Source organism: Brachybacterium netajii (SeqCode) (genome assembly GCF_054114245.1).
On the sequence record NZ_JBSYXB010000013.1, the window covers coordinates 1 to 21,145 of the forward strand.

At 72.8% G+C, this 21,145-nt stretch carries 19 protein-coding genes; 11 read left to right on the forward strand and 8 right to left on the reverse strand.

All coding sequences use genetic code 11. The features are described from left to right. The first annotated feature begins 18 nt into the window (after window positions 1–18). The gene (locus tag ACXET9_RS15500; RefSeq protein WP_457887585.1) at window positions 19–1,026 is read left to right on the forward strand and encodes a phosphotransferase; all 1,008 of its coding nucleotides are present in this window, start codon (window positions 19–21) and stop codon (window positions 1,024–1,026) included. 22 nt (window positions 1,027–1,048) lie between these two features. Here the strand turns inward: ACXET9_RS15500 and ACXET9_RS15505 are convergent, their stop codons facing one another. The 4 genes from ACXET9_RS15505 to ACXET9_RS15520 all read right to left on the reverse strand — a co-directional run bounded on the left by ACXET9_RS15505 (window position 1,049) and on the right by ACXET9_RS15520 (window position 4,843). Continuing rightward, the gene (locus ACXET9_RS15505; RefSeq protein WP_457887586.1) at window positions 1,049–1,717 is read right to left on the reverse strand and encodes a hypothetical protein; all 669 of its coding nucleotides are present in this window, start codon (window positions 1,715–1,717) and stop codon (window positions 1,049–1,051) included. A gap of 265 nt (window positions 1,718–1,982) precedes the next feature. After that, window positions 1,983–3,236: a glycine C-acetyltransferase gene (locus ACXET9_RS15510; RefSeq protein ID WP_457887587.1), complete on the reverse strand. Its 1,254-nt coding sequence runs from the start codon at window positions 3,234–3,236 to the stop codon at window positions 1,983–1,985. A 48-nt stretch (window positions 3,237–3,284) separates the two neighbouring features. Beyond that, entirely contained in the window at window positions 3,285–4,349 is a 1,065-nt protein-coding gene (tdh, locus tag ACXET9_RS15515) for an L-threonine 3-dehydrogenase (RefSeq protein ID WP_457887634.1), read from the reverse strand. 200 nt (window positions 4,350–4,549) lie between these two features. After that, on the reverse strand, window positions 4,550–4,843 hold the full coding sequence (locus ACXET9_RS15520; RefSeq protein ID WP_457887588.1) for a hypothetical protein: 294 nt from the start codon (window positions 4,841–4,843) through the stop codon (window positions 4,550–4,552). A gap of 157 nt (window positions 4,844–5,000) precedes the next feature. On the opposite strand from ACXET9_RS15520, the gene hrpA reads away from it, so the two are divergent. From hrpA to ACXET9_RS15535, 3 genes are all read left to right on the forward strand, one after another. After that, the gene (gene hrpA / locus ACXET9_RS15525; protein ID WP_457887589.1) at window positions 5,001–8,972 is read left to right on the forward strand and encodes an ATP-dependent RNA helicase HrpA; all 3,972 of its coding nucleotides are present in this window, start codon (window positions 5,001–5,003) and stop codon (window positions 8,970–8,972) included. A 374-nt stretch (window positions 8,973–9,346) separates the two neighbouring features. After that, the gene (locus ACXET9_RS15530) at window positions 9,347–10,051 is read left to right on the forward strand and encodes a hypothetical protein (protein WP_457887590.1); all 705 of its coding nucleotides are present in this window, start codon (window positions 9,347–9,349) and stop codon (window positions 10,049–10,051) included. Between the two features lie 81 nt (window positions 10,052–10,132). Further along, window positions 10,133–10,699 (forward strand): hypothetical protein, encoded by a 567-nt coding sequence (locus tag ACXET9_RS15535; RefSeq protein WP_457887591.1) that lies wholly within the window; start codon window positions 10,133–10,135, stop codon window positions 10,697–10,699. A 27-nt stretch (window positions 10,700–10,726) separates the two neighbouring features. Here the strand turns inward: ACXET9_RS15535 and ACXET9_RS15540 are convergent, their stop codons facing one another. Both ACXET9_RS15540 and ACXET9_RS15545 read right to left on the reverse strand, forming a co-directional pair. After that, window positions 10,727–11,011 (reverse strand): hypothetical protein, encoded by a 285-nt coding sequence (locus tag ACXET9_RS15540; protein ID WP_457887592.1) that lies wholly within the window; start codon window positions 11,009–11,011, stop codon window positions 10,727–10,729. 5 nt (window positions 11,012–11,016) lie between these two features. Then, complete coding sequence (locus ACXET9_RS15545; RefSeq protein ID WP_457887593.1) at window positions 11,017–12,120, reverse strand: C2 family cysteine protease; 1,104 nt, start codon at window positions 12,118–12,120, stop codon at window positions 11,017–11,019. Between the two features lie 214 nt (window positions 12,121–12,334). Here ACXET9_RS15545 and ACXET9_RS15550 point away from each other — a divergent pair, with 214 nt between their 5' ends. Beyond that, complete coding sequence (locus ACXET9_RS15550) at window positions 12,335–13,792, forward strand: malic enzyme-like NAD(P)-binding protein (protein ID WP_457887594.1); 1,458 nt, start codon at window positions 12,335–12,337, stop codon at window positions 13,790–13,792. A gap of 52 nt (window positions 13,793–13,844) precedes the next feature. Here the strand turns inward: ACXET9_RS15550 and ACXET9_RS15555 are convergent, their stop codons facing one another. Then, complete coding sequence (locus ACXET9_RS15555; RefSeq protein ID WP_457887595.1) at window positions 13,845–14,351, reverse strand: VanZ family protein; 507 nt, start codon at window positions 14,349–14,351, stop codon at window positions 13,845–13,847. A gap of 112 nt (window positions 14,352–14,463) precedes the next feature. On the opposite strand from ACXET9_RS15555, the gene ACXET9_RS15560 reads away from it, so the two are divergent. Both ACXET9_RS15560 and ACXET9_RS15565 read left to right on the forward strand, forming a co-directional pair. Continuing rightward, a complete protein-coding gene (locus ACXET9_RS15560; RefSeq protein WP_457887596.1) occupies window positions 14,464–14,841 on the forward strand; it encodes a DUF3039 domain-containing protein in 378 nt (125 codons plus the stop codon). 82 nt (window positions 14,842–14,923) lie between these two features. Next, window positions 14,924–16,741, forward strand: coding sequence for a DEAD/DEAH box helicase (locus ACXET9_RS15565; RefSeq protein WP_457887597.1), 1,818 nt, complete (start codon window positions 14,924–14,926; stop codon window positions 16,739–16,741). A gap of 18 nt (window positions 16,742–16,759) precedes the next feature. On the opposite strand, the gene ACXET9_RS15570 is transcribed toward ACXET9_RS15565, so the two are convergent. After that, window positions 16,760–18,139 (reverse strand): nicotinate phosphoribosyltransferase, encoded by a 1,380-nt coding sequence (locus ACXET9_RS15570; RefSeq protein ID WP_457887598.1) that lies wholly within the window; start codon window positions 18,137–18,139, stop codon window positions 16,760–16,762. A 188-nt stretch (window positions 18,140–18,327) separates the two neighbouring features. Between ACXET9_RS15570 and clpS the strand changes: the two genes are divergently transcribed. The 4 genes from clpS (at window position 18,328) to ACXET9_RS15590 (ending at window position 21,089) form a co-directional block, all read left to right on the forward strand. Further along, on the forward strand, window positions 18,328–18,651 hold the full coding sequence (gene clpS, locus ACXET9_RS15575; RefSeq protein ID WP_457887599.1) for an ATP-dependent Clp protease adapter ClpS: 324 nt from the start codon (window positions 18,328–18,330) through the stop codon (window positions 18,649–18,651). Further along, window positions 18,651–19,283 carry a DUF2017 family protein gene (locus ACXET9_RS15580; protein ID WP_457887600.1) on the forward strand — a complete coding sequence of 211 codons (633 nt, stop codon included), beginning with the start codon at window positions 18,651–18,653 and terminating at the stop codon, window positions 19,281–19,283. The genes clpS and ACXET9_RS15580 overlap by 1 nt, the downstream gene beginning before the upstream one ends. Window positions 19,284–19,479: 196 nt before the next feature. Next, complete coding sequence (gene murI, locus ACXET9_RS15585; RefSeq protein ID WP_457887601.1) at window positions 19,480–20,295, forward strand: glutamate racemase; 816 nt, start codon at window positions 19,480–19,482, stop codon at window positions 20,293–20,295. Then, on the forward strand, window positions 20,292–21,089 hold the full coding sequence (locus ACXET9_RS15590) for an MBL fold metallo-hydrolase (RefSeq protein ID WP_457887602.1): 798 nt from the start codon (window positions 20,292–20,294) through the stop codon (window positions 21,087–21,089). Before murI ends, ACXET9_RS15590 begins: the two co-directional genes overlap by 4 nt. Window positions 21,090–21,145 lie beyond the last annotated feature (56 nt).

The window sequence follows — 21,145 nt, forward strand, 5'->3', positions numbered from 1 at the left end:
GACGCCTAGGGTGGTGCGGTGGACTCCGAGACCAGCACTCCGCCGCCTCGACCGCCGACGGCTGATCTCGGCGTCGGGCGCGCGGACGTCCTGCGCCGCCTGGACCGGCTCGTGCCGGAGCCGGGCGTCGACCTCTCCCGCCTGGAGATCGGGGTGGGGGAGGCGCCCGTCGGCGAGGGCTGGGACAACCTGCTCTGGCCGGTGGGGATGCTTCGCGACGGAGCGGACGACGACGGGGCGGACGACGACGGGGCGGGCATCGGCGATGCCCGTCTGGTGCTGCGGATCGCCCGCCGGGCCCTCGCCCTGCCGCTGCTCGACCGCGAGAGCGTGGTGCTGCGCCTGCTCCGCGACCATCGCGGCCTCCTGTCGATGGACGTCCCGCAACCGCTCGCGACCGCCGACGGCGCGATCCTGATGCGCTGGATCCCGGGGGCGACCGCCGCCGACAGCGTTCGCGGCCCCGCCCGCGACCTCGCCCGGATGCTCGCCGAGGTGCACTCCCTCCCCGCACCGGACCTCGAGCGCAGCGGAGCGCGCGGCGTCCCGCTCGCGATGCGAGCCGAGGCCTTCGCGGCGGACCTCGAGCGGACCGCGCTCCCGTCGACCCTGCGGAGACGAGCCCGGGAGAGCTGGGATCACGGACTCCACGCCGGGCCCTGGTCGGGGCCCGATGCGCTGCTGCACGGCGACCCCCATCCCGGGAACGTCATCCTGCCCGTCCGAGGGAGGCCGGCGCTGATCGACTGGGGCGATGCGACCGTCGGCGATCCCGCGAGCGACCTCGGAGCGCTGCTCCTGCACGCCCCGTCGTCGGCGGCCTCGTCCGTCGTGCTCGCGGAGCACCGACGCCGGGCGGAGGAGCTCGACGGCCCGCTCTCCGCCCTGACCGAGGATGCCTGGGATGCGCTCGGCCATCGCGCCCGCGCCTGGAGGACGCGGATGGCGCTCGCCCTGCTCACGGCCTATCCGGCCGACCATGCGCTGGGACGGATCGCGCGGCGGGGGCTGGACGGGGACGCCTGAGACGCCTGCACACCTTCGCGGATCACGCACTCATCCGCAGGGCTCGGCGGAAGGACTGCTCCGCATCCAGCAGGGCGGACAGCCGCTGCCGGACCTCGTGCAGGTCCTCCGCATCCAACAGGCGCTGGACCTGCAGGAAGCGCAGACGCTCATCGTCGTAGGGGATCACCGCGGTCGGGTCGATCCGTCGGCTGCAGCTGCCCCCGGTCGGATCGAGCACCCGCTGCTCCTCGCACAGGTCCGCCACCGCATGACAGGTCGCCTCCCGCCGTCGACCCGTCTGCCGGGCGAGATCCAGCAGGGGCGTGCCGAAGGAGTCGGTGACGTCCTCGGGACCGAGGACCCGGTGGGAGTGCAGGTCGAACAGGACCATCTCGTGCTCGTCGGCGAGGCGGGCCAGCACGGCGAGCGCCTTCGGCTGCGGGTCGCGCATGCGGAAGGCGAGCATCTCGTCCCAGCCGGTGACGGGTCTGCGCGGATCGCTCCACGGGCACTCCGGATCCTCGGGATCGCACGGCAGCTGCATCAGCGCCTGCACGGCGAAGGACCGAGAGCGCGGATCCAGGTCCGCGATCCTCTGCTCCCGGTACCAGTCCAGTCCGATCTCGATCAGCCGACGGGCCTGGTGGGCGCAGGCGTCGCGCGGGTCGGCGGGGCGCTCGCCGGGCCACGCGATGATGTCGCGGATCATGCGCGTGCCCCGTCGGGCACGAGGGCGCCGGGCTGCGCGGCACGTCGCGTCCGGGGGAGTGGGGCGCGGTGCGCGCGGCGGGCGGGGGAGTCCGGCACGCGGGCCGGGTCGATGCGCAAGGGGTGCGGTGTCATGCCGGGGATCCTGCACCACCGTCGGTCGGGGAGCGCCGGTTGTGCACATCGCGCAGGTCATGGAGGCGGACCGGCGCTCCTCCCCAGAAGAGTTCCGGCAGGGCGATCGAGCAGCACCGCCCGCCGCCGGGTCAGGCGCCGACCTCTGCGCGGGCGGCGACGAACGCCCGCACGGCGCTCTCCACGTCCTCGGCGGTGTGGGCGGCGGAGAGCTGCACGCGGATCCGGGCGGATCCCTGGGGCACCACCGGATAGGAGAAGGCGGTGACGTAGACGCCGTGGGCGAGCATCGCGTCGGCCATGCGCGCGGCGAGCGCCGCGTCCCCGAGCATGACGGGGACGATCGGATGCTCGCCCTCGATGAGGACGAAGCCCTCCTCGGTCATCCGTCGGCGGAACAGGTCGGCGTTCGCGAACAGCCGAGTGCGCAGGGCGTCGCTGCCGGCCACAAGGTCCAGGGCGGTCAGGGTCGCGGCGGCGATCGAGGGGGCGAGGGAGTTGGAGAACAGGTAGGGGCGACCGCGCTGGCGCAGCAGGTCGACGATCTCGCGGCGGCCCGAGACGTACCCGCCGCTCGCGCCGCCGAGGGCCTTGCCGAAGGTGCCGGTCATGATGTCGACGCGGTCGACGACGCCGAAGTGCTCGGGCGTGCCCGCACCCGTCGCGCCCAGGAATCCGACGGCGTGGGAGTCGTCGACCATGACCAGGGCGCCGTGCTCCTCCGCGAGATCGCAGATGCCCGGCAGCGGAGCGAGGTGGCCGTCCATGGAGAAGACGCCGTCGGTGACGATCACGGTGCGGCGCGCCCCGGCGCCGTCCTCGAGCGCGCTCGCCGCCTCGAGCTGGCGGCGCAGGTCCTCGAGGTCGCCGTTGCGATAGCGCAGACGGTGCGCCTTGGACAGGCGGATGCCGTCGATGAGGGAGGCATGGTTGAGCTCGTCGGAGATGATCGCGTCCTGCGGTCCGAAGAGGGGCTCGAACACGGCGCCGTTGGCGTCGAAGCAGGAGGAGAACAGGATCGTGGCCTCGGTCCCGAGGAACCGGGAGAGCCGCTCCTCGAGAGCGAGGTGGAGGTCCTGGGTGCCGCAGATGAAGCGCACCGAGGCCATGCCGAAGCCGCGCTCGTCCAGCGCCTGCTTGGCGGCCGCGATGAGGTCCGGATGATCGGCGAGGCCGAGATAGTCGTTGGCGCAGAAGTTCAGCACCTCGGTCGGGCCGGAGCCCGCCCGCCCGGCGGCGTCGGCCCCGGCGGACCCGCCGTCGGCCCCGGCGGCGAGGACGCGGGCTCCCTGCGGGGTGGTGATGACGCGCTCTCGCTTGAGGGTGCCGGCCTGCTCGATGGCCTCGAGCTCGCCGGCTAGCTGGTCCCTGATATCGGTGCGCATGCGCTCCTCCTCATGTTCGGTCGAGATCGTGGACGGTCGAGATCGGGGTCAGTCGATGCTCTCCCAGTCCAGCAGCACCTTGCCCCCGCTGCCGGACCGGGCGATGGCGTAGGCGTCCTCCCAGCGGACGGCGGGGAGGACGTCGGTGACGGTCGCGAGCACGCGCTCCCTCAGCAGCGGGCTGGTGGAGATCATCGCGCTCATCGCGTTCCAGGTCTCGTACATCTCCCGCCCGTAGATCCCCTGCAGGGTGAGCATGTGGGTGATGACCGTGGTCCAGTCGAGCTCGAAGTGCCGGGCGGGCAGACCCAGCAGGGCGATGCGCCCGCCGTGGTTCATGTTCGCGATCATCTCCTGCAGGGCGCTGGGCTGCCCGGAGATCTCCAGGCCCACGTCGAAGCCCTCCTTCAGCCCGAGCTCCCGCTGCGCATCGGCGATGGTGGTGCGGGTGACGTCGAGCGCGAGGTCGACGCCGCCGGTCCGGGCCATCGCGAGGCGATGCTCGTGGACATCGGTGATGGCGATATGGCGGGCGCCGGCGTGCCGGGCGACCGCGGCGGCCATCAGCCCGATCGGGCCGGCGCCGGTGATCAGGACGTCCTCGCCGACGAGCGGGAACTTCAGCGCGGTGTGGACGGCGTTGCCGAAGGGGTCGAAGAGGGCGCCGAGCTCGGGGGAGATCTGCTCCGTGCGGCCCTCGTGCTCGTGCACCCAGACGTTGAGATAAGGGATGACGACCTGCTCGGCGAAGGCGCCGTCGCGCTGGACGCCGACGCTGCGGGTGCGGATGCACAGCTGCTTGCGGCCGGCCCGGCAGTTGCGGCAGGTCCCGCAGACGACATGGCCCTCGCCGGAGACGCGGTCGCCGATGCGGACGTCGGGCACCTCGGTGCCGATCTCCACGACCTCGCCGTAGAACTCGTGGCCGGGGGTGAACGGGACGGCGTCGCACATGGCCTCCGCGGCCTCGTCCCAGGCCTGGATGTGCAGGTCGGTGCCGCAGATGCCGGCCCGCAGCACGCGGATCCTCACGTCCCAGGGACCGCATCGGGGCGGCGGGATCTCGACGATCTCGAGGCCCGGACCGGGCCGCGTCTTCCGCAGGGCGCGCATGAGAGGTGCGGACATGGTCCCGTCTCCCTCGACTCCCGCCATGCCCGGGATCTCCGGGGCGGGCCTGAAGTCTAGGACGGTGCGGCGCCGTCCGCGGGCGGTTCGCGGAGGTCCGCCTCGGGCCGCGCCCGCCTGGTCGGCCGGCTCGCCGGGCTCCGCCGGTTCGACGGGCTCCGGCGGTTCGGCGCGGCCTATGCGGCCTATGCGGCCGACGGTGCGGACGCACTGGTCTCGCCGACGCGCACGCTGTCGTGCACGACGTCCTGCGCGAGCCCCTGCTCGACCTCCTGCTCGCGCAGGCGCTCGCGGCGGAGGCGCAGCCGGCGCAGCGCGGCGATGTCCTCGGGGGAGCCGAGGGCGTCGTCGAAGGGACGGTAGACGATCAGGCGCTCGGGCTGGGGGTCGTCGGTGCGCGCGGTCCGCGGGAGGGCGGCCCGCGCGGTGCGGGAGCGGGCGGTGAGGTGGAGGGCGGTGCGGATGTCGATGGCTGTCATGCACTGCACTGTGCGCCGCCCGACTGTGGCGGACGGGGAGACCGGCCTGTGCTCCGCCTTTGTCCTGCCTCGTGCGCGCGTCCGGCGACCGCTCGCCGCGAGGGGCACGGATATCCGCACGACGCCGCGGAGCCCGCCCGCGTAGCATGGGGCGGCCATGACCACGCCCTCCTCCGCCTCTGCTTCCTCTGCGTCCTCCGCCGCTTCATCGTCCGCCGCTTCGTCTTCCTCGCCCGCCTCGTCGTCCGACGCTCCCGGGTCGACAGCTCCCGCCGGTCCGCGGATCTCCTATCCGTCGGACCTGCCCGTCTCGCAGCGGCGCGAGGACATCCAGAAGGCGATCCGCGAGCACCAGGTCGTCGTGATCGCCGGCGAGACCGGCTCGGGCAAGACCACGCAGATCCCCAAGATGCTGCTGGAGATGGGCTACGGCGCGACGGGCCGCCTGATCGGGCACACGCAGCCGCGGCGCATCGCCGCCCGCTCGGTCGCCCAGCGCATCGCCTCGGAGCTGGGGGAGCGGCTCGGCGAGGGCACCGTCGGCTTCCAGGTCCGCTTCACGCGCGAGACCTCCCGCAGCGCGCGCCTGAAGCTCATGACCGACGGCATCCTCCTCGCGGAGATCGGCCGCGACCGGCTGCTGAAGCGCTACGACGCGATCATCATCGACGAGGCCCACGAGCGCTCCCTGACGATCGACGTCATCCTCGGCTACCTCCGGCAGATCCTCCCGGAGCGGCCCGACCTCAAGGTCATCATCACCTCGGCGACGATCGATCCCGAGCGCTTCGCCGAGCACTTCGCCGCCCGCCTGCCCTCGGGGGAGATCCGCCCCGCGCCGATCATCGAGGTCTCGGGACGCACCTATCCCGTCGACATCCGGTATCGCCCGCTCGTGCTCGAGGCCGCGCTCGAGCCCGGCGAGGACGCCGACGAGCTCGAGGACATCCACTCCGTCGAGCGCGACCTCACCCAGGCGATCACCGACGCGGTCGACGAGCTCGCCGCCGAGGGGCCCGGCGACATGCTCGTCTTCCTCCCCGGCGAGCGCGAGATCCGCGAGATCTCCGAGGCGCTCGGCGCGCATCTGAGCCGGGGCACGAAGGGCCGCGGCGCCCTGCCGGTGGAGGTGCTGCCGCTGTTCGGCCGCCTCTCCGCGCAGGACCAGCAGAAGATCTTCTCCCCGCCGGCGGCGGGCACCTACCGTCGGATCATCCTGTCGACGAACGTCGCCGAGACCTCCCTGACGGTCCCCGGCATCACCTACGTGATCGACTCGGGGCTCGCGCGCATCTCCCGCTATTCGCAGCGCACGAAGGTGCAGCGCCTGCCGATCGAGTCGATCTCGCAGGCGAGCGCGAACCAGCGCTCGGGCCGCTCGGGCCGCACCGCCCCCGGCATCGCGATCCGCCTCTACTCGGAGCAGGACTTCGAGGGCCGTCCCGAGTTCACCGAGCCGGAGATCCTGCGCACCTCGCTGGCGTCGGTGGTGCTGCTGATGACCTCGCTGGGCCTCGGCGACGTCGAGTCCTTCCCGTTCGTGGAGCCGCCCGCGAGCCGGGCGATCGCGGACGGCGTGCGCCTGCTCGAGGAGCTCGGCGCGATCGAGGACGCCCCCCGCGCCCCCGGCGGCCGACGGCTCACCCGCACCGGTCGCACCCTCGCCCGCTTCCCCCTGGATCCGCGGATGGCGCGCATGCTGATCGAGGCCGATCGCCTCGGCGCCCTGCGCGAGACCCTGATCATCGTCGCGGCGCTGTCGATCCAGGATCCGCGCGAGCGTCCGCTCGGGCAGGAGGAGCAGGCCAAGCAGAAGCACAAGCGCTTCGAGGACGAGACCAGCGACTTCCTGTCCTTCCTGAACCTCTGGAACCATCTGCAGGAGCGCCGCGAGACGCTGTCCTCCTCCGCGTTCCGCCGCGAGGTGCGCGGGGACCACCTCCACTACCTGCGGATCCGCGAATGGTGGGATCTGCATGCGCAGCTGCGGGACATGGCCAAGGACGTCGGCCTGCACGCCAACGACACTCCGGCGAGCCCGCTGGCGATCCACCAGTCGCTGCTGGCGGGGCTGCTCTCGCACGTCGGCCTGCAGGACGACCGCACTCGCGAGTACGCGGGCGCCCGCGGCGCCCGCTTCGCGCTGTGGCCGGGCTCGGTGCTCGCCAAGAAGCGGCCCGACTACGTGATGACCGCCGAGCTCGTGGAGACCTCCCGACTGTGGGGCCGCACTGCGGCGAGGATCGATCCGACCTGGGCGGAGGAGATCGGCGCGCACGTCGTCAAGCGCAGCCATTCGGCCCCGCACTGGTCCTCGAAGCAGGCCTCGGCGATGGCGCATCAGAAGGTGACGCTGTACGGCGTGCCGATCGTCGCCGACCGGGTCGTCGGCTACGGCCGCATCGACCCCGAGGCCGCCCGCGAGATCTTCATCCAGAACGCCCTGATCGAGGGCGACTGGCGCACCCGCCACCATTTCTTCCGCGACAACCGGGCGCTCGTCGAGCGGCTCGAGGAGATGGAGGCGAAGACGCGCCGGCGGGACCTGCTGGTCTCCGACGAGCAGGTCTTCCGCTTCTACGACCAGCGAATCCCGCGGGACGTCGTCTCCGGGCGCCACTTCGACACCTGGTGGAAGACGCAGCGCCACGAGACCCCGGACCTGCTGACCCTCACCGAGCAGGATCTGCTGGCCCCGGACGCCGACGTCGAGCACCTCGCCCAGGAGTTCCCCGATGCCTGGGTGCAGGGCGACATCACCCTCCCGCTGAGCTACAGCTTCGGCGAGGTCGGCGGGAAGGGCGAGGACGGCGTCACGGCGACCGTCCCGCTCGCCGTCCTGAACCGGCTGCTGCCCCGCGGCTTCGACTGGCTCGTCCCCGGGATGCGTGAGGAGCTCGTCACCGAGCTGATCCGCTCGCTGCCCAAGCCGATCCGTCGGCATCTGGTGCCGGCGCCCGAGCGGGCGAAGGCCGTCGCCGCGACCCTCCACGACGACGACCCCGACAGCGGCGAGGCCTTCGTCGAGGCCGTCGCCGATGAGCTCGTCGCCCTGCCCGGGGTCCCCGAGGACCTCCCTCTGTACGGCCCCGAGTTCGATCGCTCCAAGCTGCCGCCGCATCTGCGGATGCACTTCCGGGTCGTCGACGGCCGCGGCCGCCAGATCGGGACCGGCGATGACCTCGAGCAGCTCAAGCACCAGCTGAAGCAGCGGGTCGATGCCTCCGTCTCCTCGCAGGGCGATGATCTCGCGCGCAAGGATCTGCCGGGCTTCCCCGAGGAGGGAGTCCCGCGCGTGCACGAGTCGACGGTCGGCGGGCTCAAGGTCACCGGGTATCCGGCGCTGGTGGCGCGCCGTGCGGCCGACGGACGGCTCGAGCGCGTGGACCTCGCGGTCCTCGCGACCGCCGACGAGCAGGCCCTCGCGCACCGCGGGGGCGTCATCGCCCTGCTGGACCGGGCGGTCGGCACCGACCTCTCCGGGGTGCTGAACTCCCTGCCCAACCCCACCAAGCTCGCGGTCGCGGGCTCCGCCTACGGGTCGACGGCGGCGCTGCTCGCCGACGCCTCCCGGGCGGCGACCGAGCACCTGGCGGGGGAGGCCGACGTGCGCACGCGCGCCGAGTTCGACGCCCTGCGGGAGACGGTCCGCGCCCGCCACGACGAGATCGCCGCCCAGGCCGTGAAGGACGCCGCCGCGGCGCTCGCCGTGAGCGCCCGCCTGCACAAGGACCTCTCGCGCGGCACCTCCCTCGCGGTGCTCTCGCAGCAGACGGCGATCCGCGAGCATGCGGCCTCCCTGCTCCAGGACGGGTTCATCTCCCGCACGGGTCCCGAGCATCTCGCGGACCTGCGCCGGTACCTCGAGGCCGATCGCATCCGGCTGGACAAGCTCGCCGAGAACCCCTCGCGCGATGCGCAGCTCGCCTGGCAGATCGAGGACCTCACGGCCTATTGGACGACCCGGAAGGCGGCGCTGACCCCGCGCCGTCGTGCCCAGGCGGACGCCCGGGAGATCGACTGGCTGCTCGAGGAGCTGCGGGTGAGCCTCTTCGCGCAGACCCTCGGCACGAAGCAGACCGTCTCCGACAAGCGCGTCCGCAAGGCGATCGCGGCGCTGTCCGCCTGAGCGGAGATCTCGGGAGGACTCCGCCGCCTGTCGCGTGTCGTCTGCCATGTGCCAGCAGTGGCGTGCCGCACGCCGGGACTGTGAAGGCTCTGTGCAGCTCGAACTTTTACCTTTCTCGGGCGGCGCGGGTCGCGTCGAGGGCACGGCGTCGGCATCGGTACGCGGGCGCCAGGGCATGACCGGCGACGACGCCGGATCTGCGCGCCCCGGCCGCGCATCCCGATCAGGTCATGTCGAGGAAAAGTCCGATGAGGAGGGCCTGTGGCGGGGTATCGCAGGTCATAGGCGCGACGTGATCGCGTCGTTACCTTTGCGGAGCTCGGGGCGCCCTGCGGTGCTCCTCCCACGATCCCGCACCATGGAAGACCTGCCGCATGCCCTCGTCCACGTCCGCCCGCGCCGCCTCGTCGGCCCTCGTCCGACAGCCCTCCGCTCCCGCCCGTCGCACCGTGCTGGCCGCCGGTGCCGCCTCCCTCGGGACGCTCGCCGCCGCCGCGGTCGGCGTCTCCGCGACCGCTGCCCCCGCCTCCGCCGAGGAGCTCACCGAGCAGCAGCAGTGGGCCGTCGCCCGCCGGGCCGCCGCCCAGACCGCGCAGTGGGACGAGGCGTTCATGACCCGCGCCGAGAACCGCGAGGGGTTCGCCGTCGACGCCATGGACGACTGGCAGATCGAGAACGCGAAGCTCGTCATCGCGGTGTGCAAGGCGCACGACCTCGGTGAGGCCGCCGCGGTCATCACGCTCATCACCGCGATCGTCGAGGCCTGGCTGTACAACTACGAGCCCGCGGTCGACGCGGACTCCGGCGGCATGTTCCAGCAGCGCCCGTCCTCGGGCTGGGGGACCTACGAGGAGGTCCGGCACAAGCACAAGGCGATCGAGGCGTTTCTCGGGGTGTCCGAGCACAGTGAGAACGCCGGTCTCACCCAGCTCGTCGGCGACCTCGACGCCTGGGATCCGGGCACGGCCGCGCAGGCCGTCCAGGGGTCCGCCTTCCCCGACCGCTACGGCGAGCAGGTCGCCGCCGCCCAGCAGATCTGGGCGCGGTACGCGGAGGAGGTCGTCGCCCTCGCCGTCTGACCGCTGCGCCGTCTGGCTGCTGCGCCGTCTGACCGCTGTGCCGTCGGACGGCCGGCTGCGCGCGCTGGATACGATCGACGGATGCGCAGCCCGAGCTCCCACCGGAAGACCGCCCGTCCGCTCCGCATCGGTGCCGTGCCGGGAGCCGGACCGTCCACGAGGGGCCGCGGGACCGCTTCCCGGATCACGGCGATCTCGGTGGTCCCGGTGGTCCTGGCGCTCCTGCTGAGCGGATGCGCCGCCGAGGAGTCGCCGATCCCGGGGGACGAGATCGAAGGCCATTACGAGGAGGTCCTCGGGGACATCGCCGCGGCGCTCGACGGTGCCGGATACACCACGGAGCCGGCGAGCGGGGTCTCGTACTTCTACGAGCACGACGGCGTCTGCCGCTATCAGGCGATCGGCCTGCTCTCGAGGGATCTCGACGATGCGCTGACGGCGGAGGACGACTGGGACGACAGCCTCGCCGCCCTCGCCCCGGTCCTCGAGGAGCACGGCTTCGCGGCGCTGGACGGTCCGCGTCGGACCGGTGCTGTCCGCGTGGCCGAGGCGACCGACGGCGCCGGGGCGACGCTGAGCATCGACGAGTACGGCGAGATCGGCATCCGCGGAGCGCTCACCGATGCCTCCGCCTGCACGGAGGAGTGACCGGCCGCGCTCCTGCCGCTCGCGCCCTCAGCGGACGCGCAGCAGGACGGCCCCGCGACGATCAGCGGTCGAGGCGCGCACCGCGATGACCTCGAGGACGCCGCCATCGGGCAGGAGCAGCTCCTCACCGGGACGCGGCGCCGCCTCGAGGACGTCGACGGGATCGGCGCCGTCGGCGCGCAGGCGCAGCACAGCATAGGGGCCGTACTCGTCGGCGAGGGTGCGATGCACGCCGACGCTCGTCCCGTGCAGGAGGACCTGACCGGCCTGTTCGACGAGCATGGTGCCCGCGTCCGTCGCATTCGATGCCATGGCGCTCATTCTCCGATCCCGGTCATGACGATGTCGTTGGCATAGGTCCAGCCGTCCGGATCGATCCGCACCTCGTACTGCGAGCTCGCGTTCGGGCCGTGCGGGTTGGTCAGGATGATCTCGCCGGTGCTCTCGTCATAGCCGCTGACCTGGTAGACGTGCGCCGAGACCAGCTCGTCGCCCCGAGCGCCGATCGGCAGGATCGGGTCGGTCATCACGGTGATCGGCAGGCCCGCGTCGATCGCGGCCCGGTACTCCTCGAAGGTCGGCTGGGCGTCGAGCGCGGACTCCCGGGTCTCGCGGCCGGTGATCATCTCGATGCCCGCTGCGGGGGAGTCCGCCGAGATCGCCGACGGGAGGCCGTCGGTCGCGTTGATCAGCGCCGACTCGTAGATCGACATGAAGCCGGGCTCGGCGTCGCTCCAGCGCGCCCCGGCCTCCCTCGCGCCGGTGCTGCCGATGTCCTCAGGCGCCACCGCCACGCCCTGCCACTCGCCGTCGACGAACAGCCGCACCTCCCAGCCGTCGGCGCCCGGCGGGCTCCCGAGGCCCGTGATGTTGTCGGCGAGCTGCCCGGGATCGGTCTGCTGGGCGGCGAGGAGGGCGGAGAGGTACCAGCAGTCGCCGAGGTTCCCCTGCTGGATGACGGCGTCGCGGATGTCCTGCTCGCTGATGCCGACGTCCTCCGGAGCCCAGCCCGGATGGGACTGCGCCCAGGAGCCGCCGATCGTGTCGACGTCGACCCGGTCCCGGAACAGGTCCCCGGCGCCCTCGAAGAGGTTGATGGCATCGCTCCAGCCCTCGCCGCCGATCAGCCCGTCGTAGGCCGACGGGTCGATCGCGCCCTCGGGATCGGAGGCGGCGTCCTGCTGAGCGGCTTCGAGCGCCGTGGACTCCGCGCCGCTGCCGAGCTGCCCAGCCAGGTCCAGCAGGCGTGAGGAGCAGACGGTCCAGCTCTCCCGGAAGGCCTCGGCGTCGGGACCCGTCCAGGCCGCGCCCGCGACCAGCGGATCGAGGGCCTGCTGGATCTCGTGCACGCGCTCCCCGCAGCGCCGCAGCGCCTGCGCATGCTCGAGCAGCTGCTCGGTGTCGGCCCCCAGGAAATCCATCGGCGCGTCGTCCCCTCGTCCCTCATCGCCCATCGCGGCGTCTGCGCCGCGCTGCCGCTCCGTCGGCCAGGCGGCCCGGTGGCGCACCGGCCTGCAGCGATGCGCCATTCCAGCATCTCCGGCGGGGGAGCGCCATGGGGAGGACTGCCCATCGGGTCCGGCGCGCACCGGGAGCTGCCCGCGCGGCGCCCTCCGCGTCGTTAGTCTGTGTGCCATGTCACCGTCGCCATCCGTCAGCTACTCCATCACCGTGCGCCTGGAGTTCGAGGCCCGCTCGGCCACCGTCAGCGACATCACCAGTCGCATCGAGCAGAAGGGCGCCACCGTCACCGCGCTGGACGTCTCCGCCTCCGGGCCCCAGCGCCTGCGCGCCGACATCACGGTCCTCACCGCCGGGCACGATCACGCCATGGAGATCGTCGACGAGCTCAGGACGGTCCCCGGCGTCGAGCTCGGCAAGGTCTCCGACCGCACCTTCCTCGCCCACCTCGGCGGCAAGCTGACGATCGAGTCGAAGGTGCCGATCCGTCACCGCGACGACCTCTCGATGGTGTACACCCCGGGGGTCGCCCGGGTGGTGCGGGCGATCGCCGAGAACCCCGACGATGCGCGTCGGCTGACGATCAAGCGCAACACCGTCGCCGTCGTGACCGACGGATCGGCGATCCTGGGCCTCGGCGATCTGGGACCGCTGGCCGCGATGCCGGTCATGGAGGGCAAGGCCGCGCTGTTCAAGCGCTTCGCGAACATCGACGCCTTCCCGATCTGCCTCGACGCCCACTCCGTCGAGGACATCGTCGCCCACGTCAAGGCGATCGCCCCCGTCTTCGCGGGCATCAACCTCGAGGACATCTCCGCGCCCCGCTGCTTCGAGATCGAGGACCGCCTGCGCGCGGAGCTCGACATCCCCGTCTTCCACGACGACCAGCACGGCACCGCGATCGTCGTGGTCGCGGCGCTGCGCAACGCGCTGCGGGTCGTCGACAAGGACATCGCGACCGCCCGCATCGTCCTCTCGGGAGCCGGGGCGGCGGGCACCGCGATCCTGCGCCTGCTGCGAGCGGCCGGCGCGCGCGACCTCATCGTCACCGACATCGACGGCATCGTCCACGAGGGACGCCCCCAGCTGGCGGGGCGCCTGCCGTGGATCGCCGAGGTCACCAACCGCGACGGGCTCACCGGCACGCTCCAGGACGCGATCGCCGGCGCCGACGTGTTCATCGGCGTGAGCGCCGGCGACCTCCTGACCGCCGACGACATCGCCACCATGGCCGACCGCTCCATCGTGTTCGCGATGGCGAACCCGGTCCCGGAGATCGATCCCGTCGAGGCATCGCGCTTCGCCGAGGTCGTCGCGACCGGCCGCAGCGACTTCGCGAACCAGATCAACAACGTCCTCGCCTTCCCCGGCGTCTTCCGCGGCCTGCTCGACGCGCACGCCGCGAAGGTCAGCGACCGCATGCTGCTGGCCGCGGCGAAGGCGCTCGCCGACGTCGTCACCCCCGAGGAGCTGAACCCGACCTACATCGTCCCCTCGGTGTTCAACGAGTCCGTCACCAAGGCGGTCGCGAGCGCCGTCGAGCAGGTCGCCCGCGAGGACGCCGGCACCGTCGACACCATCACCGGGGCGATGCCGGCGGTGTACGCCGACGAGATCACCCTCGACGGCTGACGGCTGACGGCTGACGGCTGACGGCTGACGGTCGGGGGCGGGGCCGGACGCGCTATCGGCGCCGGTAGCCGTCCCCGGCCCGGTCCTCGAGCGCGCCCTGGTCCTCGGGCTCGTCGAACCCGTCGAGCCCGTCGTCGTCAGGACGCGGGCGGATCCGGCGCTCGACGGCCCAGGCGGCGACGCCCAGGACGATGCCGGCCCCGCCGGCGGCGAGGTCCGCGGGATCGGCGGAGCGGTCGGGGAGGGCGAGGCCCTGGACCAGCTCGATCAGGCCGATGTGCACGAGGCCGACGATCACGATCCATCCGATCGGGAAGCGCCGCCAGGGGGCGAGGAGGCGGCCCGCCGCCCAGACCGTCAGCGCCAGCACCAGCAGGTGGTAGGCCTTGTCGATCCCGGGGATGGTCGTGCCGGGCACGCCGTCGGGGATCGAGGGGAGGTAGAAGCCGATGTTCAGCGCGAGCGCGAGCACGGCGACGATCAGCCGTGCGGGCAACGAGCCTCCCGCACGACGGACCTCGTCGGGCAGTCGGGACAGGTACTGGGCCGCAGCGTCCATGACGGGCATTGTGGCAGTCGTGGACCCTGAGCGCCGGGAGGCGTGGCCGGGGAAGGTCGACTACCCTCGGAGCACGCATGTCCGCGGACGCCGATCCACCGAGGGAGCCGTCATGTCCTCCACCTCCGACCCGTCGCACACCGACCCGCATCGCCAGCAGCCCGGCGCCGCCCCCGGGTCCACCGCCGTCCTGGATCGCCAGATCCAGGAGCAGGAGCAGCGCACGGACGACGGCGACCACGACCGGTTCGCGCACTACGTGCGCAAGGACAGGATCACGCAGGCCGCCCTCGACGGGACGCCCGTGATCGCCCTCTGCGGGAAGGTATGGGTGCCGGGCCGCGACCCCAAGAAGTACCCGGTGTGCCCGGAGTGCAAGGAGATCTACGACGGCATCCGGGAACCCGGGGACGGCGACGGGAAGGGCGGCAAGGGCGGAGGCGGCGGGAAGGGCGGCGGCTTCCGCGGCTTCTTCGGCGGCCGCCGCTGAGCCGGGGCGGGGCGGCGCGCGAGTTCCTCACATCGATCGGGTCCGCGCGCTGTCGCACCGCGGCGGTACGGTGGGGCACGCCGTGAACACCACACCGTCGCTCTTCTCCACCAACGATCCCCGTCAGCCCTCCGAGGCGGCCGCGCGATCGCTGTCTCCCGCATACCCCGAGCGCGCCGCCTGGGGAACCGTCCCCAAGCTGCGCGCCTGGCAGGCCGAAGCCCTGGAGCTCTACCGGCGCACGGCGCCGCGGGACTTCCTCGCGGTCGCGACGCCGGGCGCGGGCAAGACGACCTTCGCCCTCCAGATCGCCGCCGGGCTGCTCGCCGAGGGCACCGTGCGGCGGATCACCGTCGTCGCCCCCACCGAGCATCTCAAGACCCAGTGGGCGGATGCCGCCGCGCGCGTCGGCATTTCCCTGGACCCGAACTTCTCGAACGCCCAGGGCTCCCACGGCTCCCACTACCAGGGCGTCGCGGTGACCTACGCGCAGATCGGCATGCACCCGGCGCTGCATCGGGCGCGCACGGAGGCCGAGCGCACGCTCGTCATCCTCGACGAGATCCACCACGCCGGTGACGCGCTGACCTGGGGTGACGGCGTCCGTGATGCCTTCGATCCGGCGACGAGGCGGCTGTCCCTGACCGGAACGCCGTTCCGGTCGGACGATTCGCAGATCCCCTTCGTGACCTACGAGGAGGACGGCGAGGGCTTCCTGCGCTCGCGCGCGGACTACACCTACGGCTACGGCGAGGCGCTCGCCGACCACGTCGTGCGGCCCGTGCTGTTCATGACCTACTCGGGGCGCATGCACTGGCGCACGAAGACCGGCGACGAGGTCTCGGCGCAGCTCGGCGCCCTCGAGACCAAGGACATCACCCAGCAGGCCTGGCGCACGGCCCTGGACCCCGACGGCGAGTGGATCCAGACGGTGCTGGCCGCCGCGGACCGCCGCCTGACCGAGGTCCGCCGCCATGTGCCGGACGCCGGCGGCCTCGTCATCGCGACCGATCAGAAGTCCGCTCGCGCCTATGCCGCCACCCTCGCCGGGATCTGCGGCGAGGAGCCGACGCTCGTGCTGTCCGACGACGTCGGCGCCGGGCGCCGCATCGAGGACTTCTCCTCCTCGCGGGATCGGTGGATGGTCGCCGTGCGCATGGTGTCCGAGGGCGTGGACGTGCCCCGGCTCGCCGTCGGCGTGTACGCGACCTCGACCGCGACGCCGATGTTCTTCGCGCAGGCGGTCGGCCGCTTCGTGCGCTCCCGGACGCGCGGCGAGACGGCGAGCGTCTTCCTCCCGTCGGTCCCGCTGCTGATGGCGCATGCCGCGGCGATGGAGGCGGACCGCGACCATGTCCTGGACCGCCGTCCCGAGACGGGCGACGCCGAGACGGGCCTGGACGAGTCGCTGATCGAGGAGGCCAACCGCTCCGAGCGGGCCTCCGATCAGCTGGAGATGTCCTTCGAGGCCCTCGAGTCGGAGGCCTCCTTCGACCGCGTCCTCTTCGACGGCGGCGAGTACGGCTCCGGCGGCGCCGTCGGCAGCGAGGACGAGCAGGACTTCCTCGGGATCCCCGGGCTGCTCGACGCGGACCAGATGCGCACCGTCCTCCAGCAGCACCAGGCGACCCAGCAGGAGCGCCTGCGCCGGGCCCGCACCTCGGGCGCGCCGGAGCCGGAGGAGCGGCCGACGGTCGTCGACCATCGCCGGCTCATGGAGCTGCGCAAGGAGCTCTCCACGCTCGTGGCGTCGTGGTCGCGCAAGTCCGGCACCCCGCACGGCTCGGTGCACAGCTCGCTGCGCTCCCGCTGCGGCGGGCCGGCGGTCGCGCAGGCGAGCGCCGATCAGATCCAGGCGCGGATCGACATGGTGCGCGGCTGGTTCGTCGGCCGCCGCTGACGCCCCGTCGGCCGGCGGTCAGCCCAGGACGCGGGCCGCTTCGACGCCGTCGGTGACGGTGGCGATGGCCGCCGGACCGTCGGGGCCCTGATCCGGGGACAGGCCGAGCTCGGCGATCGAGGCCGCATGGCGCTCGCGGGCGCGCAGGACGGCCGCGACCGGATCGATCGGATCCGCGCGGCGCCCCTCGGCCACGAGCTGCGTCTGCAGCGGGCGCAGCATGGTGCGCTGCCAGTCGGGGGAGGCGTCGGCGCTCGTGAGCTCGGCGAGCAGCTCCCGCTCGAACTCGGCGATCTCGGCCTCGCCCGGGAGGACCAGCTCGGCGAAGGCGCGACCCGCGACGAGCATCCGGAAGGCGCGCTTGCCGGCGCCGAGCGTGGCCTTGTTCTCGGACTGCTTCCCGACGGGATGCATGAGCCCGTCCTCGCCCTCGCGCTCGACGAGCTTGTAGACGAAGCCGGGCGCCGGGTGACCGGCGCCCGTGACCAGACGGGTGCCGATGCCGTAGCCGTCGACCGGGGCCGCGGCGAGCTCCTCGAGACGATGCTCGTCCAGGTCGGAGGTCGCGATGATGCGCGTGCTCGTCGCCCCCAGGGCGTCCAGCTGGGCGCGGACCGCGGCGGCCTGCGCGAGCAGGTCCCCGGAGTCCAGGCGGACGGCGCCGAGGCGCCCGCCGCTCAGCTCCACGCCGAGGGCGACGGCGGCGGTGATGTCGTAGGTGTCCACGAGCAGCGTCGTGCCCTCGCCCTGGGAGGCGAGCTGGGCGCGGAAGGCGCCCTCCTCCGTGTCGAAGAGGAGGGTGAAGGCATGCGCGGCGGTGCCGGCGACGGGGACCCCGTACCGGGCGCCGGCGGCGAGGTTCGAGGTGTGGTCGAAGCCGACGACGTAGGCCGCGCGCGCGGCGGCGACGGCGGCCTCCTCGTGCACGCGGCGCCCGCCCATCTCGATGCAGGGCCGGCCGCGGGCGGCGGTGACCATGCGGGAGCCGGCGGAGGCGACCCCGCTGTCGTGGTTGAGGATCGACAGCACGACCGTCTCCAGCAGGACGGCGTCGGCGAAGCTGCCCTCGATCCGCAGGACCGGGGAGGTGCCGAAGAAGAGCTCGCCCTCGGCGTAGCCGTGGATGTCGCCGCGGAAGCGGTAGGCGGCGAGGAACGCGAGGGTGTCCTCGTCGAGGACCCCTGTGCCGCGGAGGAACGCGATGTCCGCGGCGTCGAAGCGGAAGTCCTCGATGGCGCGCAGCGCCCGGTCGGTGCCGGCGAGCACGCCGTAGCGGCGGCCCTCCGGGAGGGAGCGGGTGAAGACCTCGAAGACGCAGCGGCGGTCGGCGACGCCGGCCTCGCGGGCGGCGCGCAGCATGGTCAGCTCGTAGAGGTCGGTCAGCAGGGCTGTGGTCACGCATCCACCGTACTGGGTGCCCGCCCCGTTCCTCGCGCGAAGAGCCGTAGAATCGATGACGTCGCGCCGCGGATCACGATCAGCAGATCGGGGCCGGGAGCCGCATCGCCTCGGAGCCGTCGGGCTCCGCAGCGATGAGCGGCGACGCACGGCGCGAGCACCACCGCCCCCGACGATCAGGAGCATGCATGTCGGTCGAGCTGTCGCAGGCGGCACCTGGGACGGGCGGCGCCGTCGGCACCGCCCCGAGCGCCCTCGCGACCGGCGAGACGACCGGTCCGTGGAGGACCGTCGTCCACAACGACCCCGTCAACCTCATGAGCTATGTCGTCTACGTCTTCCGCCGGCACTTCGGATATTCCCGGGAGGTCGCGGAGGGCCTCATGATGCAGGTGCACGAGGAGGGCCGGGCCGTGGTCTCGCGGGGGTCGCGGGAGCGCATGGAGATCGATGTGCAGGCGATGCACTCCTACGGCCTGCGGGCCACCATCGAGAGGGCGGGCGAGGACTGATGGCGCACGCATTCCGACGTCGGGCGGACGGCACGCTCGCGTGCCGCCTCGACGGCGAGGAGAAGGCGATCCTCGCGCAGGTCGCCCAGGAGACCGCGGATCTCATCCGCGCGGATCTCGGCATCGAGCAGGGCTCCACCGCTCTGCGCGCGGCCGCCGACAGCGACGATCCGCTGCGGCGCCTCGAGGCGGAGCTCGCCGGGCGCGACGCCCGCGAGCCGGGGGACACCGCGGTGCGGAAGCTGTTCCCGGCGGCGAGCGACGATGCGCCGCTCGCCGAGGAGATGCGGCGGCTCGGGCAGCGTCAGCTCGCCGACGGGAAGCTCGCGGACCTCCGCCGGGTCACCGCCATCCTCGACGGATCGGGCCCCGAGCACGGCGAGGTCGTCCTCCAGGAGGACGAGGCCGTGGTGTTCCTGCGCGCGGTGAACGACGTGCGGATCGTGCTCGCCGACCGCCTGGGCCTCCAGCGCGACGGCGACTTCGACACCGTGCGGATGCTCCAGCAGATCGGCGAGCGCGTCGAGGATGCGCCGCCGGTCGACGAGGAGCAGGTGGGCGGGGACATCGTGATCGCCGTCTACGAGCTGCTGAGCTGGCTGCAGGAGAGCCTGCTGCGCGCGCTGGAGTGACGCGCGGGGGCGATGCGGCGAGGCGACGTCCGCCGGTGACCGGGCGGTCACTTCCGGGAGTCGCACGGAGGGGCGCAGGCACCTGTCGGAAACCGTCGACCACCTGGCCCCTTGCTGCGCGGCCGTGGCTGTGATGCTCGCCCCACTGAGCGTGCCATCACTGCCCACCGGCAGGTTCGCGTCTAGCCTCGGGGAGATGAACAACGCGCCGATCGGGATCTTCGACTCCGGCGTCGGGGGCCTCACGGTCGCCCGCGCAGTCCTGGACCAGCTTCCGCGCGAGGAGCTCCTCTACATCGGCGACACGGCGCACACGCCGTACGGGCCGCGCCCCATCGCCGAGGTGCGGGCCCTCGCGCTCGACATCATGGACTCGCTGGTCGAGCGGGGCGTGAAGATGCTGGTCATCGCCTGCAACTCGGCGAGCTCCGCCGTGCTGCGCGATGCACGGGAGCGCTACGACGTGCCGGTCGTCGAGGTCATCCAGCCGGCCGTGCGCCGGGCCGTCGCCGCCACCCGCAACGGGCGGATCGGCGTCATCGGCACGCAGGCGACGATCTCCTCGGGCGCCTACGGCGACGCCTTCGCCGCGGCGCCCTCCCTCGAGATCACCTCGGCCGCCTGCCCCCGCTTCGTCGAGTTCGTCGAGCGCGGAGAGATCCAGGGCGACGAGATCATCGAGGTCGCCGAGCAGTACCTGGCCCCGGTGAAGGACGCCGGCGTGGACACGCTGGTGCTCGGCTGCACCCACTATCCGATGCTCGCCGGGCCCATCAGCCTCGTCATGGGCTCGGAGGTCACGCTGGTCTCCTCCGCGGAGGAGACCGCGCTGGACGTCTACCGGATCCTGCGGGCCCAGGGCATCGAGCGGATGGACCTGCGTCCGCCCCAGCACGTCTTCACGGAGACCTCCCCGCACCTGGGGGAGCCCTCGATGTTCGCCCGCCTCTCGCGCCGATTCCTCGGCCCGGCGGTGACCATGACCGCGACCCTCCCGGTGGTGACGCCATGAAGCTCCATGTGATCGGCTGCTCCGGCAGCTTCGCCGGCCCCCGCAGCGCCGCCTCCAGCTACCTGCTGGAGACGACCGACGACGCCGGCCGCACCTGGCGGGTGCTCGTGGACCTCGGCAGCGGCGCCTTCGGCCCCCTGCAGGCGGCCATCGACCCCACCGAGCTCGATGCGGTGATCCTCTCCCACCTGCACCCCGACCACTTCCTCGACATCACCGGCCTCGAGGTGTTCTGGGCGTACCACGAGCGCACCGACCTCCCGCAGCTGCCCGTCTACGGCCCCGCATCCCTCCCCGGTCGCCTGCGCGCCGTGATGGATCGCGCCGACGACGTGCCCGACGGCGTCGCCCGCGCCCCCTTCGCGTTCCGCCCGCTGGCCGACGGGGACACGATCGAGATCGGCCCGCTGAGCATCGAGGTCGGCGAGGTGGTCCACCCCGTGGAGTCCTATGGCTTCCGCATCTCCGACGGGGAGAGCACGATCGCCTACTCGGGCGACACCGACACCTGCGACCGGCTCGTCGAGCTCGCCCGCGACGTCGACCTGTTCCTCTGCGAGGCCGGGTACATCGAGGGGCGCGACGACCGCTTCAGCGGCGTGCACCTCACCGGCCGACGGGCGGGCGAGGCCGCGACCGCGGCAGGAGCCCGTCGCGTGGTGCTCACCCATGTCGCCGCGTGGACCGATCCGACGATCCCGCTGGCCGAGGCCGCGGCCGCGTACCGGGGCCCGCTGGAGCTGGCGGCCCCGTCGGCCGTCTACGAGCTGGCGCCCTCCTCGCTCCTGCGCTGAACCGGCCCCCGGGCGCGCCGACTATCCTCGATCTGTCCGCTGGAGAGACCTGAGGA

Excerpts from the sequence above, each read along its gene's own strand:
- ACXET9_RS15505 (WP_457887586.1), bottom strand. The coding sequence starts at position 1,717 with ATGATCCGCGACATCATCGCGTGGCCCGGCGAGCGCCCCGCCGACCCG.
- ACXET9_RS15510 (WP_457887587.1), bottom strand. The coding sequence starts at position 3,236 with ATGCGCACCGATATCAGGGACCAGCTAGCCGGCGAGCTCGAGGCCATC.
- tdh (WP_457887634.1), bottom strand. The coding sequence starts at position 4,349 with ATGCGCGCCCTGCGGAAGACGCGGCCCGGTCCGGGCCTCGAGATCGTC.
- ACXET9_RS15520 (WP_457887588.1), bottom strand. The coding sequence starts at position 4,843 with ATGACAGCCATCGACATCCGCACCGCCCTCCACCTCACCGCCCGCTCC.
- hrpA (WP_457887589.1), top strand. The coding sequence starts at position 5,001 with ATGACCACGCCCTCCTCCGCCTCTGCTTCCTCTGCGTCCTCCGCCGCT.
- ACXET9_RS15530 (WP_457887590.1), top strand. The coding sequence starts at position 9,347 with ATGCCCTCGTCCACGTCCGCCCGCGCCGCCTCGTCGGCCCTCGTCCGA.
- ACXET9_RS15535 (WP_457887591.1), top strand. The coding sequence starts at position 10,133 with ATGCGCAGCCCGAGCTCCCACCGGAAGACCGCCCGTCCGCTCCGCATC.
- ACXET9_RS15540 (WP_457887592.1), bottom strand. The coding sequence starts at position 11,011 with ATGGCATCGAATGCGACGGACGCGGGCACCATGCTCGTCGAACAGGCC.
- ACXET9_RS15545 (WP_457887593.1), bottom strand. The coding sequence starts at position 12,120 with ATGGATTTCCTGGGGGCCGACACCGAGCAGCTGCTCGAGCATGCGCAG.
- ACXET9_RS15550 (WP_457887594.1), top strand. The coding sequence starts at position 12,335 with ATGTCACCGTCGCCATCCGTCAGCTACTCCATCACCGTGCGCCTGGAG.
- ACXET9_RS15555 (WP_457887595.1), bottom strand. The coding sequence starts at position 14,351 with ATGGACGCTGCGGCCCAGTACCTGTCCCGACTGCCCGACGAGGTCCGT.
- ACXET9_RS15560 (WP_457887596.1), top strand. The coding sequence starts at position 14,464 with ATGTCCTCCACCTCCGACCCGTCGCACACCGACCCGCATCGCCAGCAG.
- clpS (WP_457887599.1), top strand. The coding sequence starts at position 18,328 with ATGTCGGTCGAGCTGTCGCAGGCGGCACCTGGGACGGGCGGCGCCGTC.
- ACXET9_RS15580 (WP_457887600.1), top strand. The coding sequence starts at position 18,651 with ATGGCGCACGCATTCCGACGTCGGGCGGACGGCACGCTCGCGTGCCGC.
- murI (WP_457887601.1), top strand. The coding sequence starts at position 19,480 with ATGAACAACGCGCCGATCGGGATCTTCGACTCCGGCGTCGGGGGCCTC.
- ACXET9_RS15590 (WP_457887602.1), top strand. The coding sequence starts at position 20,292 with ATGAAGCTCCATGTGATCGGCTGCTCCGGCAGCTTCGCCGGCCCCCGC.